The following is a 15,114-nucleotide window of genomic DNA, read 5'->3' as shown; positions in this document are numbered from 1 at the left end:
CGCGTACGGCGTCGCCACCGGGGGCACCATCGTCGTCGTCGCCATCGGCGTCTACGCCGGAGCCGTGTCCCTGACCCTCCTGGGGCGTCGATAGAACGTGCCACCGACGGCCACCGTCCCGGCCGCGCTGCCCTCTATTCGCAGACTGCTTCGACGTGGTCGACGAGTGCCGCCAACCGGTCGTCGTCGTCGAACGCGTCACACAGCGCGTCTGCTCCCATCGGGAGGACGTACGCCGGACGACCCTTCCCCACCGCGGAGGTGTCGCCGACGTCGGCGCGTTCGACGAGGCCGGCGTCCTCGAGTTCGTTGAGTGCGCGGGCGACGTCGGCCTCCGAGAGTCGCCCGAGGACGTCCCCGTCGACGTTTGCGAGGTTGTCGATACAGAGGCTCACGACTTCGCCCGCGTGCGCGGGCACGTCGTCACGCCCGCTCAGTTCGGCGACTCCGAGCAGCACCACGCGGTGCGTCAGCGTCGTCTCCTCCACGTCGGTGTGTTCGCTCATACCCTCCTCGTTATCCAGACGTGACAAAACGGTTGTGGGTTCGCGCGGCGGGAGTGTCCCGTCGCGACCGGAGCTCTCCGGAGTGAGGCGCGGGTTCACGTACGAAGACGCGCCCACCTCACCGCGTGCCCTGACTGCCAGCGCACGGTGGGACGCGACTGTCCGGCACGACACCGTGTGGCGAGCGTGTGCCGGCTGTTCGCCCCTCCTCGACTCCCGGTGCGTTCTCACCCGCCCGCACGGTCGGCGTCCCTGGTCACGCCGGCCAGCCAGTCCGCGGCCGCGTCGGTCAACTGCTCCTCCCTGACGCGCCACGCCCAGTTGTCCGCTGTCGTCCCGGGGACGTTGAACCGCGCGTCGTTCCCGAGGCCGAGGACATCCTGTACCTGTGCCAGCGCCAGGCTCGCGTCCGACTCCCACACCGCCTCGATGCACGTCTCGTGGACCGTCTCGCGTGTGACGTCCCCTCCGAAGTAGTCGTCGAAACAGACGCGCTGGTCGGTCGACAGCGACTCGTACGCTCCACGCGCCGTCTCGGAGTCGTGTGTCGAGGTGTACGCGACGGTGTCCGCCGTGTAGCGGTGTGGTTTGTGTGGGTGCCCGTCCTCACACCAGTCGACGAACGGGAGGAGCTTCAGCGACGCCAGTCCGTACCGCGCCCGGAGCTCGTCCACTGCGTCGGTGATGTGACCGATGTCCTCGGCGAACGCGCGCTCGGAGAGGTCACCGAACGTGCGGACGAGCGCGTCGAAGAACGCCTCGCTCGGCACGTCTCGCCACTCACCCACGTTCGGGTCCGGTTCGTCGGCGGGAATCGCCCAGTACTGCTCCAGTCCCCGGAAGTGGTCGATTCGCACCAGGTCGCACTGCTCGAACAGCCGGTCGAGACGCCCGACCCACCACGCGAAGTCCGTCCGCTCCAGCTCCGCCCAGTCGAACAGCGGCATCCCCCACCGCTGTGCGGAGAAGACCTCTCCCGGCGCGTCGGGAACGCCAGCGACCGCCGTCGGGTGCCCCTCGTCGTCGAGTTGGAACACGTCGCGGTTGGCCCAGACGTCCGCGCTGTCCCCCGCCACGTAGATCGGGATGTCGCCAACGAGCGACACGCCCCGTTCCGCCGCGTAGGCTCGGAGCGCCGCCCACTGCCGGTCGAAACAGAACTGGCAGAACTCCCGGAACGCGACGTCGTCGGCCACCCGCCCGCGGGCCGCCGCGAGCGCGTCCGGTTCTCGGTCCCGCTCGCCCCGCGGCCACTCCGTCCACGCGGCACCGTCGTGGTCGGTCTTGAGTGCCCGGAACAGCGCGTAGCCGTCGAGCCAGCCGTTCGACTCGCGGAAGGTCGTGAACGCCTTACGCGCTGCGGGCGTGGCCCGTGCCTCGAACCCCTCGTGGGCACGGCGGAGGTGGGCTTCGACGTGGGTCGTGACCCGCTCGTACTCGACGACTCCCTCGTCGAACGTCACCGACTCGACGCCGTCGAGCCACCCCCGGTCGCAGAGGTCCGCGAGGTCGACGAACAGCGGGTTGCCGGCGACGGCCGACAGCGCCGAGTACGGCGAGTTGCCGTAGTCGACGGTGGTCGGACCGACGGGGCAGAACTGCCACAGCGACTGGTCGGCGCGAGCGAGGAAGTCGACGAACCGCCGCGCCGGCTCGCCGAGACTCCCGACGCCCTGTGGTCCCGGGAGGGAGGCGACGTGGCAGAAGATTCCGCTCTGCCGGTCGAGTGTCATGACTGGTGTGACTCCGCCCGTACAGAAGAACTGGTGGGTCGGTGGCGGCTCGAACGTGGCTCAGGCCTCGCCGTACACCGGCACTGCGGCCCCACTGGTCACGCCCGCGGCGTCGCTACAGAGGAAGCAGACGACGTCGGCGAGTTCGGCGGGCGTCGGCCACGAGTCGTGGTCGGCGTCGGGCATCATCTCGCGGTTCGCCGGCGTGTCGATGATACTCGGCATGATGGCGTTCGCCCGCACCTCGCCGCGGTTCTCCTCGGCGATGCTCTCGGTGAGGAGTCGCACCCCCGCCTTCGACGCGCGGTAGACGCTGTCCCCCGCTCCTCCCTCCAGCGACGACCGTGCGGAGACGGAGACGATGGCGCCCGCGTCCGCCTCGCGCAGGTGTGGGAGCGCGTGCTTCGACGCGAGGAACATCGTCTTGAGGTTGACGTCGAAGAGGAAGTCGAACGTCTCGACGTCCGTCTCGTCCACCGGTGTCCCGCCGCGCCAGGTGCCGGCCACGTTGACGAGTGCGTCGAGGCCACCGTGGGTCTCGACGACGGCTTCGACGGTGTCTGCGACCGACTCCTCGTCGGTGAAGTCGCCCTGGTAGTACCTCGCGCCGTCGGGCAGGTCGACCTCTTCCGGCTCCAGGAGGTCCGCGGCAGCGACCGTCGCGCCGCTGTCGACGAAGGCCTCCACGACGCCGGCGCCGAGTGCGCCGCCTGCCCCGGTCACCAGCACTACCCGTCCCTCGAAGTCGTACTCGACTGACATACGTGTGGAAGGGGAGGCAGGCGGGATAAATCGTTGGGGCCTCGCGGACCGTCCCTCGTCACTCGCTGCCGTCGCGTCCGTCGACCAGAACGACTGCCTCGCCCTCGACGACGGGGTCACCGTCGTCGCTCTTCACGACCGTCCGGAGTCGGAACCGGCCGCCGCCGAGTGCGTCGACGACTTCGCAGACGGCAGTCACGCGGTCACCGACCTCGACGGGGCCGACGAACCGGACGCTCTGTGAGAGGTAGATGACGAGTCCGGGCAAACGCGAGAGCGCCGCGCTCACGACGCCGAGGGTGAGGACGCCGTGTGCGATGCGGGTGCCGAACCGCGTCGTCGCGGCGAACCCGTCGTCGAGGTGGAGCGGGTTCTCGTCGCCCGACGCCCGGGCGAACGCCCGGACGTCGCCGTCGCCGAGTCGCTTCGAGAACCGGACGACGTCGCCCACGTCGACGCCCGGGGCCGCGCGGTCCTCGTAGGCGTACTCGCCGTCACCCCGCGTCGACACGTCCGACAGTGACAGTCCGGGCAGGTAGTACGAGAGTTCACGGACGGAGACGACGCCGACGAGAGAGTCGTCGTCGAGGACGGGTGCCTGGTCGATGTCGTGTTCGCGGAGCGCCTCGGCCGCTCGCTCGATGCCGTCGTCGGCGTCGACGGTCACGACCGGCGCGGACAGACAGTCGGCGGCCGTCAACTCCGACAGCGGCCGGTCGTCGACGACGAGTCCCAGCACGTCGGAGTCGGTGACGATACCGGTCGGCGTCCCGTCGTCGTCGACGACCAGGATGGACCCGACGTCGGCCTCGTGGAGGCGTCGGACGACCGCTCGGGCCGACGTCTCCCGTCCGACGGTCTCGACGTTCCGCCGCATCACCTCGCGGACGGTGACCGCGAACAGGGTGGCCCGACCGTTGCTCGCCGCGTCGGCAGCGTCTGACGGCATGACCTCCTCTTCCGCACGGACACACTAACGCGTTCCGCACGCGGGGCGTCGTCCTGGAGAATCACAGTTTCACCGGAGGCTAGCTGAAACATCCACGTCCGTTCCGGCCCGCGGTCGCGTGGTTCCACACCGTCCACGATAGAAAAGTACATCAACGACCATGAGTAACATCCGGGGCGGGAACTATATACATGTCTGACACGAACGACTGCGACTCCGACGCCGGTGGGGGGACGGCTTGGGACGCAGTCCCGTTCGGCCTCGACCTCGGGCCCGAACCCGACGCCGACGGCGCGACACACTTCTGCGGACACGTCGAGGAGTACGACGACGCGCCCGACGAGTGCACCATCTTCCCGCGAGTGGCCTCCGAGGACCTGCCACGGACGACGGCGTGGTTGACGGCACAGGAGGGGTCGTTCCACTCGCTCGAAGAGTGCCGCTGAGTCACCCGTTCAGTGCTCGTGCGCGTGGTCGTGCCCGGGGACCGAGACGAACTCGTCGACGGGCATCACGGAGTAGTCGACGCTCAGGGTGTCCTTCGTCGCCCTGATGCGCCCGACGAACGTCGATATCTCCTCCAGTCGGCCCTCGAGGACGAACAGTTCCATACAGAAGTGACCGCCGACGTGACTGTGGATGTTCGAGGCGACCAGGCCCTCGTACTCGTGACGGATGCGCATCATCCGCTCCTCGACGCTCGTCGTCTCGTAGTCGAAGATGACCGTCACGACGGCCATCAGTTCGCGGTCCTCGAGTCGGCGGTCCTCGAACTCGCCGAGCAGGTTCCGTGACGCCTCGCGGATGACCTCGCTCCGCCCGGTGTAGCCGTGTTCGTCGGCGAAGCTGTCGATTCGCTCGAGGAGTTCCTCGGGCATCGAGACGCTGACAACGGTCATGTATTAAAACAGTGCCCTGGAAGTATTAAAGATTAGCATTCGAGCCCTCCGCTCGACGGCGTCGGGTCGCGTGACACCCCTCCCCATCCACAGGAACTAACCGCCCGTCGGTCCATCCACGGCTATGACTTCCCTCGGGACTCGCGACGACCTGTCGGGGCATCGACTCTCCGAGACGCCCCGGTGGCGGCATCGACTGCGCCGGCCACCCGACCGGGTGAGTCGCCGATGACCGGCGTCGGCTCCCCGGCCGTGGGCGTCACGGCCGTGACCGCGCAGGTCGCACAGACGGCGACCGACACCGTCCTCACTCCGACCGCGCTCGTCGCCGGTGGGGTCGTCATCGTCGTGTTGCTCGGCGTGAGCGCGTTCTTCTCCGGCAGCGAAATCGCCATCTTCTCGCTGGAGCGTCACCAGCTGTCGGTCCTCTTAGAGACCGAGGGGGACGTCGACCCCCGTGCGGTGGTGCTCGAGCGACTCCGCGAGGACCCCCACCGCCTCCTCGTGACCATCCTCGTCGGGAACAACATGGTCAACATCGCGATGGCGAGCATCGCGTCCGTCCTGCTGGCGGCGACGCTCTCGCCCGAACTCGCCGTCGTCGCGACGACGCTCGGCATGAGCGCGCTCGTCCTCGTCTTCGGCGAGATCACGCCCAAGTCGTACGGCGTCGCCAACCCCGAACGCCTCGCGCTCCGCGTCGCCGGCCCCCTCCGGACCGTCGAGCGCGTGCTCTTCCCGCTCGTCGTCCTGTTCGACGTCGTCTCCCGCGGTCTCAACCGATTCACGGGTGGCGGGAGCGACATCGAACGTCCCTACGTCACCCGCGAGGAGATCACGGCGCTCCTCAGGACCGGCGAGCGCGTCGGTGCCATCGACGAGGCCGAACACGAGATGGTCGAGGGCGTCTTCGACCTCGGATCGACCTCCGCACGCGAGGTGATGGTCCCGCGCGTGAACGTCATCGCCGTCGACGTCGAGACGCCACTCGACGAGGTCATCGAGGTCTGTGCGACGAACCGCCTCACTCGCGTCCCCGTCTACCAGGGGACCCTCGACCACGTCGTCGGCATCGCCGACATCCGCGACGCCGAGCGCGCCCGCCGCGAGGGGAAGACGCTCGACGACGTCCTCCTCCCCAGCCTGCAGGTCCCCGAGGGACGGGAGATAGACGACCTCCTCGCCGAGATGCAGGCCGAGCGCGTCACGATGGTCATCGTCCGCGACGAGTTCGGCGAGACCGAAGGCATCCTCACCGTCGAGGACATCCTCGAGGAGATCGTCGGCGAAATCTTCGAGGTCGGCGAGGAACGACTCATCCGCCCCACGACCGACGGCCTCGTGGTCAAGGGAGAGGTCACGGTCGGCGAGGTGAACGACGCCCTCGGCGTCGACCTCACCACCGAGGGCGAGTTCGAGACGGTCGCCGGTCTCATCAACGCCGAACTCGGCCGCATCGGCGACGTCGGTGACCGCGTCGTCGTCGACGACGTCGCCCTCGACGTCGAACGCGTCGACGGCCACCGCATCCGTCGCGTCCGCGTCCGGCCGGTCGTCGACGGCGTGCCGGCGAGTGACGCGGACGCGGACGCGGTCAACGCGTCGGCGACCGCCGAGGAGCACGGTCGGTCCGACGGCCGGGGTTCTCTCAGCAGCGACTCCGAGGCGCACGGCGGGAGCGACGGGTCCCGCGCGGACGCCGGGACAGACGAGGATGCGAGCGAGCGCTGACCGGCGGACAGGGCGCAGTCGGGCCGACGGACGGGACGCGGTCGGGCCGACGGACGGGACGCGGTCGGGTCGATGGCGGACGGCCCCGGCGCGGATTCCCTGGCGAGTGGGCGAGCCGAGCGCCGTCGGCCGCCAGCCGTGAATCCGACCCGGGAGTGTGGCTGCCACAACGCTTTGGACGGCTCGGTCCTTCCCCCCGAGCGTGGCGCTCGAACTCGAAGACTTCGCGGCGAACTCCGAGCGGGTGATGCGGTGGCTGGAGATGGGTGCCGCGTACTTCCTGGTGGCGCTGTTCGCCATCGGCGTCTTCGACCTGGGGCTGTCGCTGTACGAACTGCTCCTCTCGGGGCGCTTCACCGACCCCAACGCCGTCATCGACCTCATCGACACCGTCCTCCTGCTCCTCATCATCGTCGAGGTGTTCCAGACTGTCGTCGCCTTCAGCCGGAACGAACCGGTGATTCGAATCGTCATCAACGCCGCGCTCATCGCCATCGCGCGGAAGGTCATCAGCTACCGTCCCGGCGAGTACGAGAGTGTCGAGAGCGCGTTCGTCGCGGCGGGGTCGTTCACGCTCCTCCTCGCCGTCCTCATCGCGGCGTTCTTCGTCATCCGTCGCGTCGACGTCGAACCGCTCGAACCGGACCTCGAGTGAGCCGCCCGGCCGCCCACGTCGCCTTCCGGTCCACCCCGACGTCGGTTCGCTCCGGTCCCCGGCACACCGCGACCCGACCCGTCACGACTCTCGCAGTTTCGCCTTCGCCTCCCGGAAGAGGCCGTCCAGAATCTCCGGCGTCGTCGGGTGGTACGCCCGGTCGGGAATCTCGTGGACGTCCAGCCCCATCTCCACCGCCAACTGCATCGTCTTCGCCATCACGTCCGCGTGGTAGTGCAGTCCCTGGTAGCCGAGCACCGTCCCGTCCGTGCCGACGACGAGACTCGCCAGCCCTCTGGGCGCGGCCTTCGTCTTGAACACCCCGTCGTCGCTGGCCCGCCGCGTGACGGCGACGTGGTCGACGCCCGCCGCGGTGGCCGACGCGGCGGAGTGGCCGACGCGAGCGTAGGGGTAGACGCCCCCCGCCGAGAAGACGACGTGGTGGTGGACGTTCTCGTACGCCTCCAGTTCCCGGCCCGCCGCGTGCGCGAGGACGTTGTCGGCGGCGACAAACCCCTGTTCCTTGGCGACGTGGAGGATGGGCTCCTTCCCGTTGACGTCGCCGACGACGAACGTCCGGGGGTCGTCACGGGCCTGCATCGTGTCGTGAACCCACTCTCCCGTCGGGTCGATGGCGGTGTGTTCCAGGCCGAGGCCCGCGAGGTCCGGCCGTCGCCCCGTGAAGAGGAAGAGCGCCTCGGCCTCCCGCGTCGTCTCCTCGCCGTCGTGGTCGAGCTGCATCCGGATCCCACTGTCGACGGACTCCACCCGCGTCTCGTACGTGTTGGTGAGGACCTCGACGCCGAACTCCTCGCGGTAGAGCGCCAGGAGTTCGTCGCCGAAGTCGGGGTCGGCCTCGTCCAGCGGGCGCGCGTCGTGTTCGACGACAGTGAGGTCGACGCCGGCCTCTGCGAGGTAGGGGACGAGTTCGAGCCCGACGTAGCCGAAGCCCATCACGACGCCTGAATCGGGAAGGTCGGTCGCGTCGAGGACGTCCGCGCTCGTCATCGGGTCGACCGACGCCATGCCGGGGAGGTCCGGGACGTTCACCACCGAGCCGGTAGCGACGACGACGTAGTCGGCGTCGAGTTCGTCGCCGCTCGGGTGGAGGCGCAGGGTGTGGTCGTCGACGAACGTCGCGCGCTCGTGGCGGAACTCGCACCCCTCGCGCTCGGCCATGTCGTGGACCGCCGCCCGACGGTGGCGCGCGAAGTTCTCGACGTGGCCGTCCTTCGTCTCGACCACCCGCTGCAGGTCCATCTCCGGCGTGGAACCGACGAGTCGGTCGTCGTGTCGGGCCTGGTACCGGTGACCCGCCGCCGAGATGACCTCCTTCGACGGCATACACCCTCTGAGGATGCAGAGTCCCCCGCCGGGGTCGCCGTCGTCGACGAGCGTCAGTCGGGTGACCTCCTCCCCGAGCTGTTCGACGAGGCGACCGGCGACGGCGGTTCCAGCACTCCCGTACGCACCGATGAGCGCGACGTGCATAGTCCGGCCTCCTCGGGGGAGCACGAAAGCGGTTGCGGCGGTCGTGCGCGTCTCGTGCCCGTCCTCCCCTCCTCCCGCGGTCCGCTACCGCGAGATGTCGTCGCCGTCGGCGGCGATGACGGCTTCGACCTCTGCGGGCGTAACGACCGCGATGTCGCCGTCGATGGTCCGTTTGAGCGAGGCCGTCGCCGCCCCGTAGGTGAGACACCGTTCGACGTCGCCGCCGTCCGCGCGGGCGGTGAGGAAGCCGCCGACGAACGCGTCGCCCGTCCCGATGGCGTCGAAGGTGTCGGACTCGAACACCGGCTGTTCGAACACCTCGCCCGCGCGGATGCCCACCGCGCCCTTCTCGCCCCGGGTGAGGACCACGGTGTCGGGGTCGTAGTCGGTCGCCAGTCCGTGGGCGAGTTGGACTGCGTCGCCGTCGCGGCCGAGTACCTCGCGCACGTCACGCTCGGCGGCGAACAGCACGTCGACGTGCGGGAGGAGCGCCTCGTACGTCTCCTTCGCCGCCGCGGGCGTCCACAGCTTCGACCGGTAGTTCAGGTCGAACGCCGTCGTCGTCCCGCCCTGTGCGGCCACCTCGAACAGCGTCCCCGTCGTCTCCTTGAGCGTGTCCGACAGCGCCGGGGTGATGCCGCTCGTGTAGAACGTGTCGGCGTCGGCGACGACGCCCGTCGCCAGTTCGTCGGGGGTGGTGGTCGTCACGGAGGCGTCGGTCCGGTCGTAGATGACCTCGGTGCCGCGCGGCGCGCCGCCGTGTTCGAGGTAGTACGTCCCGAGGCGCCGCTCGTCCGTCCGGTCCCACGCGACGCCCGTCCGGACGCCGTGTCCGCGGAGTTCGCGGACGACCCGCCGGCCGAGCGGGGAGTCGGGGAGCTTCGAGAGCCACACGGCGTCGAGCCCGAGCAGGGCGGCTGCGACGGCGACGTTGCTCTCCGCCCCGCCCGCCTGCACGTCGAACGAGCGGGTCCGTTCGAGCCGGTCACCGCGCGGGGGCGAGAGTCGGAGCATCGTCTCGCCGAAGGTCACGAGGTCTGTCATGCTCCCGGCTTCGGCGCTTTCGTACAAAAGTCCGGGCGGTTCTCGGGTGGGGGGTCAGTCGTTGGCCTGCGCCCCGTCGAACTGCCGCGGCGGGAGTCGGAGTTCGTCGAGGCCGGGCAGGTGTTTGACGTTGAAGACCACCTTCGCCTCGTCGGTGGTCGGCGCGCTGATACACGACAGGCGGATGCCCTGGTCGACGAACTCCGGCGTGAGTATCTGTCCTGCCGGCATCTCCATCTCCCCCTCGACGACCGCGACGGCACAGTTCGCACACGCCCCGCCGCGACACGAGTACGGCCACGTGAAGCCGCGCTCCTCGGCGGCCTCCAGGAGCGACTCCCGGGGCCTGACGAGGACGCGCCCGTAGTCCTCGGGTGCGAGGTCCGCCGCCGACGCCTTCTCGAAGAGGTCGTCGTCGTCGAGCGTCCAGCCGTGGTCCGAGAGGACGTCGTAGTTGAGGAACTCGACCCGCTTGCCGTCGACCCCCGCGTCGGCCGTCTCGTCGGGGTCGGCCTCGTCGTCCTCGCCTGCCTCCTCGTCGTTCTCGGCCGCGTCGGCGCGCTGCCGTGCCTGGCCGTTCTCGGCCGCCCCTCGGGGTTCGGGCCGCGACGACTCCCACCCCTCCTCGAGCTTCGCCCGCTTCTCGCCGGATTTGAGCCGCTCGTACGCCCTTCTGACGCGCTGGAACTCCGCCGCCGACCCCCCCTGGTCCGGGTGGGTCTCCAGCACTCGCCGTCGGTACGCTCTGTCGATGGCCTCGTCGCTCGCGTCCGGGTCGACCTGCAGAACGTCGAAGGGACTCTCCACACGCGCTCTAGCGAACTCGGAGGCTTAACTGTTCAGATGCCCGACGCGCTTCGCCGGCCGTGTCGCGCGTCGACGTCGCGTCTCCCCCCGTCTCCGCTCGGCGCCCCCGCTACTCCTCGCGCCGCCGTCCCGCGTGCCCCGGATAGTCCCGCTCGAACCGGTTTTCGATCTCGTCGCGGTCGACCCTGATGACCGTGGGCCGACCGTGTGGGCACGCGTAGGGGTTGTCGCACGCGTCCAGCGCCTCCAGCAGGTCGACGACGCTCCCCTCGGTGAGCGAGGTGTTCCCCGTGACGGACGGGTAACACGCCAGGTCGGCGACGAGTTCCTCGGCGGCCGCGTCGACCGTCTCCCGCCCGCCGTCGGCCTCGTCGGTCACGAACCCCGTGAGGGCGTCGCGGAGTCGGTCGGGGGCCAGCGTCGCGTCGAACACCGCCGGCACGGTCCGCACCTCGACCGTCCGCTCGTCGACCCGCCCGGCGTGGAAGCCGACCCGTGCCAGCGCCTCCTGATACCGGTCGAACAGCGTCGCCTCCCGCGCGGTGAGTTCGAGTTCCACGGGCGAGGCCAGCGCCTGCGTCGGCGTCTCGCCCGCCAGTTCCCGCTTCAACCGCTCGTAGTTCACACGCTCGTCCGCCGCGTGCTGATCGACGAGGACGAGTCCCTCCTCGCTCGCGGCGACGATGTACGTCTCGTGTAACTGACCGAGGACCCGCAGACGCGGCAGGCGGTCGAACGTCCGGTCGAGGTCGATGGCGTCACCCGCGAGCGTCCGCTGGGTCGCGGGGCCCACGACCGGCCCTCCGGAAGCCGACGCCGTGGTCGACGTCGGCGCCGACGTCGCTCGCGCCTCTGTGCGCTCCCCGTCGGCGTCGACCGTCCCTGCGTCGGTGTCCTCTCTCCTTGCCTTGCCGCCGCTGCCGGTGGAGTGTTCCGTGGTGGACGTCAGTTCGTCCGCCACCGACGTGGACAGCGCCGCCTGCGCCGGGTCGTCCGCCGCCGCTGCGTCGTCCTGCGCCGTCTCGCTCGCCGCGTGCGGGTCGTCCACCGGTTCTCGGCGGTGCCACGCTCCCGACCGGTCGCCGGTGTCGCCGCCGGCGTCCGGGGGGTCGGCCCCCCGTCCGCCACCTTCGTCGTCTTCGTCGTCTTCGTCGCCTCCGCCGGCCGCCCCTGCAGTGGCTCCCGCTTCGGGTTCCGCTCCGGAGGGGGTCGCGTCGGACGCCGCCGTCGTCGCCTCGTCCGTCCCGGCGCCCGCCGACGGCGACTCCCGTGACGCCTCACCCGCACGCCGGCCGTCCGTCCGACCGCCGCGGCGGTCCGGTTCGCCGACCGCCTCGGTGTCGGGTGACTCCGGCCGCACCTCGGTCTCGGCGACCTTCGAACGGCCGCGCGGTGCGGACGAGCGGACGAGCCCCGACTCGACGAGCGCGGACTCGACGCTGTCGTGGACGGCGCGTCGAACGCCCGTCTCGTCGTCGAACCTGACCTCCATCTTCCGGGGGTGGACGTTCACGTCGACCGTCTCGGGCGGGACGTCGACGAACAGAACCGCGAACGGGTAGCGGTCCGGCGCCAGCTGCCCGCCGTAGGCGTCCAGCACCGCCTCCCTGAGGACCGCACTCGTCACGTACCGCCCGTTGACGAACGTCGAGAGGTACTCGCGCGTGCTCCGCGTCGTCTCGGGGTCCGAGACGAGGCCGGCGACGTCGACCCGCTCGGACCCGCCCGCGACACGCGTCATCGACTCGGCGACTTCCCGCCCGTACACCGAGAGCACCGCCGCCTCGCGACTCCCCCGACCCTCCGTCGCGAACACCTCGCGGTCGTCGTGTTCGAGCGATACCGCGACGTCGGGATTGGCGAGCGCGTACTGCGTGACGACGGTGTTGACGTGGTCGAACTCGGTCGCCTCGGTCTTCAGGAACTTGCGGCGCGCGGGCGTGTTGTAGAAGAGGTCGCGCACCTCGACGACGGTTCCTTCGGGACAGCCAGCGGGGCGCACCGACTCGACCTCGCCGCCCTCGTAGACGAGTTCCGTCCCGCTGCTCTCGCCGCGTGGCTTCGAACGGATGGTCATCCGGGAGACGGCGCCGATGGTGTGGAGTGCCTCGCCGCGGAAGCCGAGCGTGCCGACCCCGGCCTCGAGGTCGTCGATGTCCCTGATCTTGGAGGTGGTGTGTTCCTCGACCGCCCGCCGGAGCGCCGACTCGGTCATCCCGACACCGTCGTCTCTGACGCGAATCTCGCGCGTCCCGTCGCCCGCGACGGCGACCGAGACGCGCGAGGCGTCGGCGTCGAGACTGTTCTCGACGAGTTCCTTCACGACCGAGGCGGGCCGCTCGACGACCTCGCCCGCGGCGATGCGCTGGACGGTCTGCGTGTCGAGCGCGCGGATGTCGTGGTCGTCGTCCTCGGCGTCGGCCTCGTCCGCGTCGCTCACGGCTCTCCCTCCCCGTTCCGCGCCTCCTCGCGGTCGACCCGGGCCGCGGGACCGGGGCCAGGCCTCGGGTCGACGGGTCGTGCCGACCGGGAGCCGTCGTCGATCGACGCGAGCACTCGCCGGAGGCTCCGGTACTCGTCCACCTGCTTGAGGTTCGTCTCCGTGATGGCGTCGAGGCCCCGCCACGCGAACGCGACGTGTTCGTCGCTGAGTTCCACCTCGCTTCCCTCGAACGCACACCGGTAGACCACGGCGAACTTCCCTCGCCTCTTCTTCGGCTTCAGCTTCCGCACCGCCGTCTCGACCGGTTCGGCCGCGGTGACGACCAGCCCCGTCTCCTCGCGAACCTCCCGTTCGAGGCTCTCTCGTTCCGTCTCGTCGTACTCGACCTTCCCGCCGGGGAGTTCCCACGTCCCGTCGGGGTTCCGGAGGACGAGCGCCGCGTGGCCCTCCTCGTCGGCCGCTTCCCGCGTGAGGATGCCGCGCTGGACGACCTTCGCCCACATGTTCTTGCCCATCACCGACCCCCCTGCCCCCGACGGCGCCGCGTGGTCGACCGGGGACGGGACAGAGACCGAGTCACGTTCATCGCCCGAACGGAGGGGCGAGCCACGTATTAATCCCGTCCCTCGTCGCCCCCTTCAGACGGCTCGACGGACGACGGGACGCGGTCGACGGTCCGCCGCCGCCGCGTCGCCGCCCGGCGGCGCGGTCCGACTCCGGTCGTTGAACTCGACCACCACCGCGACTTCGCGGTCGGTCTCGGCGGCGATCGCGGCCGCGATGCGGTCGGACAGTCTCGGGTAGGCGGTGTCGGCCGGGCGGTTGACGGTGACCGTCACCGACTGTCCCTCGGCCGGACTCAGCCCCAGCCCCACGCCGACGTCGGCGCGGACCCTGACCAGTTCGACCTCCGCGTACTCGGGTCCTTCGAGGACGTCCTCGACAGCGCCCGTGGCGGCCCGTTCGAACGTGATGGGCGCGGCCAGGAGCGTCGACGCCGCGACCAGCAGTCCGACCAGCACGACGACTGTCGCGACGGTCTCCCACTCCTGGACGAGCACCGACAGTCCGTCGGCCGCCGCCCAGTCCGGTGGCCGGTAGCCGAGGTACCAGAGCACCACGAACGCGGAGAGGTTGACCGCGACGGCGTTCACCAGGAGTAACAGGCCGGCGCCGAGGGCGATGTGCGGGGCCCCCCACGCGAGACCGATGCCGACGGCGGCCGCGGCCGGGACGAGCGCGGCGGCGATCATCACGCCGACCAGCGACACCGGCAGGGCCGTCGCGAGTGCGAGTGCCCCGGCCGCGCCGGCACAGATTGCGACGGCCAGCGTCAACAGGCCGGGAGAGACACGGCTCGCGACCTGACTCACGTTCGAGACGGCCAGTAGCGAGGAGACGAACCCCCCGCGTTTCAACAGGAAGCCGAACGCCGCCGCGCCGCCGATGGCCAGCGCGAAGCCGAGGACCTGCGAGCGAAACCCCACCGCCAGCATCCGGCGGTCGTCCAGCACGATGCCGACGCCGGAGATGAGCGCCGACCCGACCTGTGGGGCGATGACCATCGCACCGACGACGACGGCCGGCGAGTCGAGGAGCAGGCCGGACGTGGCGACGATGGTGCTCAGGAGCGTCAGCCCGTAGTAGGTGAGGTTGTCACGGTGCATCCCCAGCGCCTTCCCCCTGATCTCCTCGGGCGCGACGGAGTCGTCCTCCTCCGGGCCGGCGACGAACCGGTCTTCGAGTTCGTGGAAGTTCGCAGTCTTCGCCGTCTCGGTGGCCGTGATGACCGTGTACCGACTGTCGTCGACGCCGGTGCCGCGGAGTTCCTCCAGGATGTACTCGACGGCCTGTGTCGGTACGGGGAACTCTACGAGTACGCGCTCCTCGGTCGTCGCACTCCGGGTGACGACGTAGTCGATGGACTCGTCGTCGAGGACCGCGCGGACCTCGTCGAGGCTCTCGTCGGGGACCATCACCTTGATCTGACGCATATATCGACCGACAGACACCACGCACAACACACTGGCGGTGGCGACGCGCGCCCCGGGCGCGACGAACCGACTGCTCGTGGTCGTCTCTCGGACAGAGAAC

General features: G+C 70.2%; 14 protein-coding genes. 3 read left to right on the top strand and 11 right to left on the bottom strand.

What is annotated here, in order from left to right; all coding sequences use genetic code 11:
- Positions 1-134: 134 nt before the first annotated feature.
- The 4 genes from ACESK5_RS10570 to ACESK5_RS10555 form a co-directional block, all read right to left on the bottom strand.
- Entirely contained in the window at positions 135-506 is a 372-nt protein-coding gene (locus ACESK5_RS10570) for a hypothetical protein (protein WP_372911532.1), read from the bottom strand.
- Between the two features lie 227 nt (positions 507-733).
- Complete coding sequence (gene malQ, locus ACESK5_RS10565; RefSeq protein WP_372911531.1) at positions 734-2,239, bottom strand: 4-alpha-glucanotransferase; 1,506 nt, start codon at positions 2,237-2,239, stop codon at positions 734-736.
- Positions 2,240-2,299: 60 nt separating this feature from the next.
- Entirely contained in the window at positions 2,300-3,001 is a 702-nt protein-coding gene (locus tag ACESK5_RS10560) for an SDR family NAD(P)-dependent oxidoreductase (protein WP_372911530.1), read from the bottom strand.
- 58 nt (positions 3,002-3,059) lie between these two features.
- Positions 3,060-3,950, bottom strand: coding sequence for a CBS domain-containing protein (locus tag ACESK5_RS10555; RefSeq protein ID WP_372911529.1), 891 nt, complete (start codon positions 3,948-3,950; stop codon positions 3,060-3,062).
- Positions 3,951-4,141: 191 nt separating this feature from the next.
- Here ACESK5_RS10555 and ACESK5_RS10550 point away from each other — a divergent pair, with 191 nt between their 5' ends.
- A complete protein-coding gene (locus tag ACESK5_RS10550) occupies positions 4,142-4,396 on the top strand; it encodes a hypothetical protein (RefSeq protein WP_372911528.1) in 255 nt (84 codons plus the stop codon).
- A gap of 9 nt (positions 4,397-4,405) precedes the next feature.
- On the opposite strand, the gene ACESK5_RS10545 is transcribed toward ACESK5_RS10550, so the two are convergent.
- Positions 4,406-4,849, bottom strand: coding sequence for a CopG family ribbon-helix-helix protein (locus ACESK5_RS10545; RefSeq protein WP_372911527.1), 444 nt, complete (start codon positions 4,847-4,849; stop codon positions 4,406-4,408).
- Between the two features lie 228 nt (positions 4,850-5,077).
- Here ACESK5_RS10545 and ACESK5_RS10540 point away from each other — a divergent pair, with 228 nt between their 5' ends.
- Entirely contained in the window at positions 5,078-6,580 is a 1,503-nt protein-coding gene (locus tag ACESK5_RS10540; protein WP_372911526.1) for a hemolysin family protein, read from the top strand.
- A 202-nt stretch (positions 6,581-6,782) separates the two neighbouring features.
- A complete protein-coding gene (locus tag ACESK5_RS10535) occupies positions 6,783-7,235 on the top strand; it encodes a phosphate-starvation-inducible PsiE family protein (protein ID WP_372911525.1) in 453 nt (150 codons plus the stop codon).
- Between the two features lie 81 nt (positions 7,236-7,316).
- Here ACESK5_RS10535 and ACESK5_RS10530 read toward each other — a convergent pair whose 3' ends face one another.
- From ACESK5_RS10530 to ACESK5_RS10505, 6 genes are all read right to left on the bottom strand, one after another.
- On the bottom strand, positions 7,317-8,726 hold the full coding sequence (locus ACESK5_RS10530; RefSeq protein ID WP_372911524.1) for an NAD(P)/FAD-dependent oxidoreductase: 1,410 nt from the start codon (positions 8,724-8,726) through the stop codon (positions 7,317-7,319).
- An 84-nt stretch (positions 8,727-8,810) separates the two neighbouring features.
- A complete protein-coding gene (kdgK1, locus tag ACESK5_RS10525; RefSeq protein ID WP_372911523.1) occupies positions 8,811-9,770 on the bottom strand; it encodes a bifunctional 2-dehydro-3-deoxygluconokinase/2-dehydro-3-deoxygalactonokinase in 960 nt (319 codons plus the stop codon).
- 54 nt (positions 9,771-9,824) lie between these two features.
- On the bottom strand, positions 9,825-10,577 hold the full coding sequence (fer, locus tag ACESK5_RS10520) for a ferredoxin Fer (RefSeq protein ID WP_372911522.1): 753 nt from the start codon (positions 10,575-10,577) through the stop codon (positions 9,825-9,827).
- Between the two features lie 109 nt (positions 10,578-10,686).
- Positions 10,687-13,017, bottom strand: coding sequence for a DNA mismatch repair endonuclease MutL (mutL, locus tag ACESK5_RS10515; protein WP_372911521.1), 2,331 nt, complete (start codon positions 13,015-13,017; stop codon positions 10,687-10,689).
- Positions 13,014-13,535: an NUDIX domain-containing protein gene (locus ACESK5_RS10510; RefSeq protein ID WP_372911520.1), complete on the bottom strand. Its 522-nt coding sequence runs from the start codon at positions 13,533-13,535 to the stop codon at positions 13,014-13,016. Before ACESK5_RS10510 ends, mutL begins: the two co-directional genes overlap by 4 nt.
- Positions 13,536-13,658: 123 nt before the next feature.
- Positions 13,659-15,014 (bottom strand): TIGR00341 family protein, encoded by a 1,356-nt coding sequence (locus ACESK5_RS10505; protein WP_372911519.1) that lies wholly within the window; start codon positions 15,012-15,014, stop codon positions 13,659-13,661.
- Positions 15,015-15,114: the final 100 nt, after the last annotated feature.

The sequence above is a fragment of the Salinigranum sp. genome, from assembly GCF_041641895.1.
In the GTDB taxonomy this organism is placed as follows: Archaea; Halobacteriota; Halobacteria; order Halobacteriales; family Haloferacaceae; genus Salinigranum.
Note: the sequence above shows the minus strand (reverse complement) of the source record. Positions and strands in the feature narration are given on the sequence as shown.

What these genes read in the sequence shown, in the direction of transcription:
- ACESK5_RS10560 (WP_372911530.1), bottom strand. Translation starts at nt 3,001, where the DNA reads ATGTCAGTCGAGTACGACTTCGAGGGACGGGTAGTGCTGGTGACCGGG.
- ACESK5_RS10505 (WP_372911519.1), bottom strand. Translation starts at nt 15,014, where the DNA reads ATGCGTCAGATCAAGGTGATGGTCCCCGACGAGAGCCTCGACGAGGTC.
- kdgK1 (WP_372911523.1), bottom strand. Translation starts at nt 9,770, where the DNA reads ATGACAGACCTCGTGACCTTCGGCGAGACGATGCTCCGACTCTCGCCC.
- ACESK5_RS10540 (WP_372911526.1), top strand. Translation starts at nt 5,078, where the DNA reads ATGACCGGCGTCGGCTCCCCGGCCGTGGGCGTCACGGCCGTGACCGCG.
- ACESK5_RS10555 (WP_372911529.1), bottom strand. Translation starts at nt 3,950, where the DNA reads ATGCCGTCAGACGCTGCCGACGCGGCGAGCAACGGTCGGGCCACCCTG.
- ACESK5_RS10550 (WP_372911528.1), top strand. Translation starts at nt 4,142, where the DNA reads ATGTCTGACACGAACGACTGCGACTCCGACGCCGGTGGGGGGACGGCT.
- ACESK5_RS10545 (WP_372911527.1), bottom strand. Translation starts at nt 4,849, where the DNA reads ATGACCGTTGTCAGCGTCTCGATGCCCGAGGAACTCCTCGAGCGAATC.
- ACESK5_RS10530 (WP_372911524.1), bottom strand. Translation starts at nt 8,726, where the DNA reads ATGCACGTCGCGCTCATCGGTGCGTACGGGAGTGCTGGAACCGCCGTC.
- ACESK5_RS10570 (WP_372911532.1), bottom strand. Translation starts at nt 506, where the DNA reads ATGAGCGAACACACCGACGTGGAGGAGACGACGCTGACGCACCGCGTG.
- ACESK5_RS10510 (WP_372911520.1), bottom strand. Translation starts at nt 13,535, where the DNA reads ATGGGCAAGAACATGTGGGCGAAGGTCGTCCAGCGCGGCATCCTCACG.
- malQ (WP_372911531.1), bottom strand. Translation starts at nt 2,239, where the DNA reads ATGACACTCGACCGGCAGAGCGGAATCTTCTGCCACGTCGCCTCCCTC.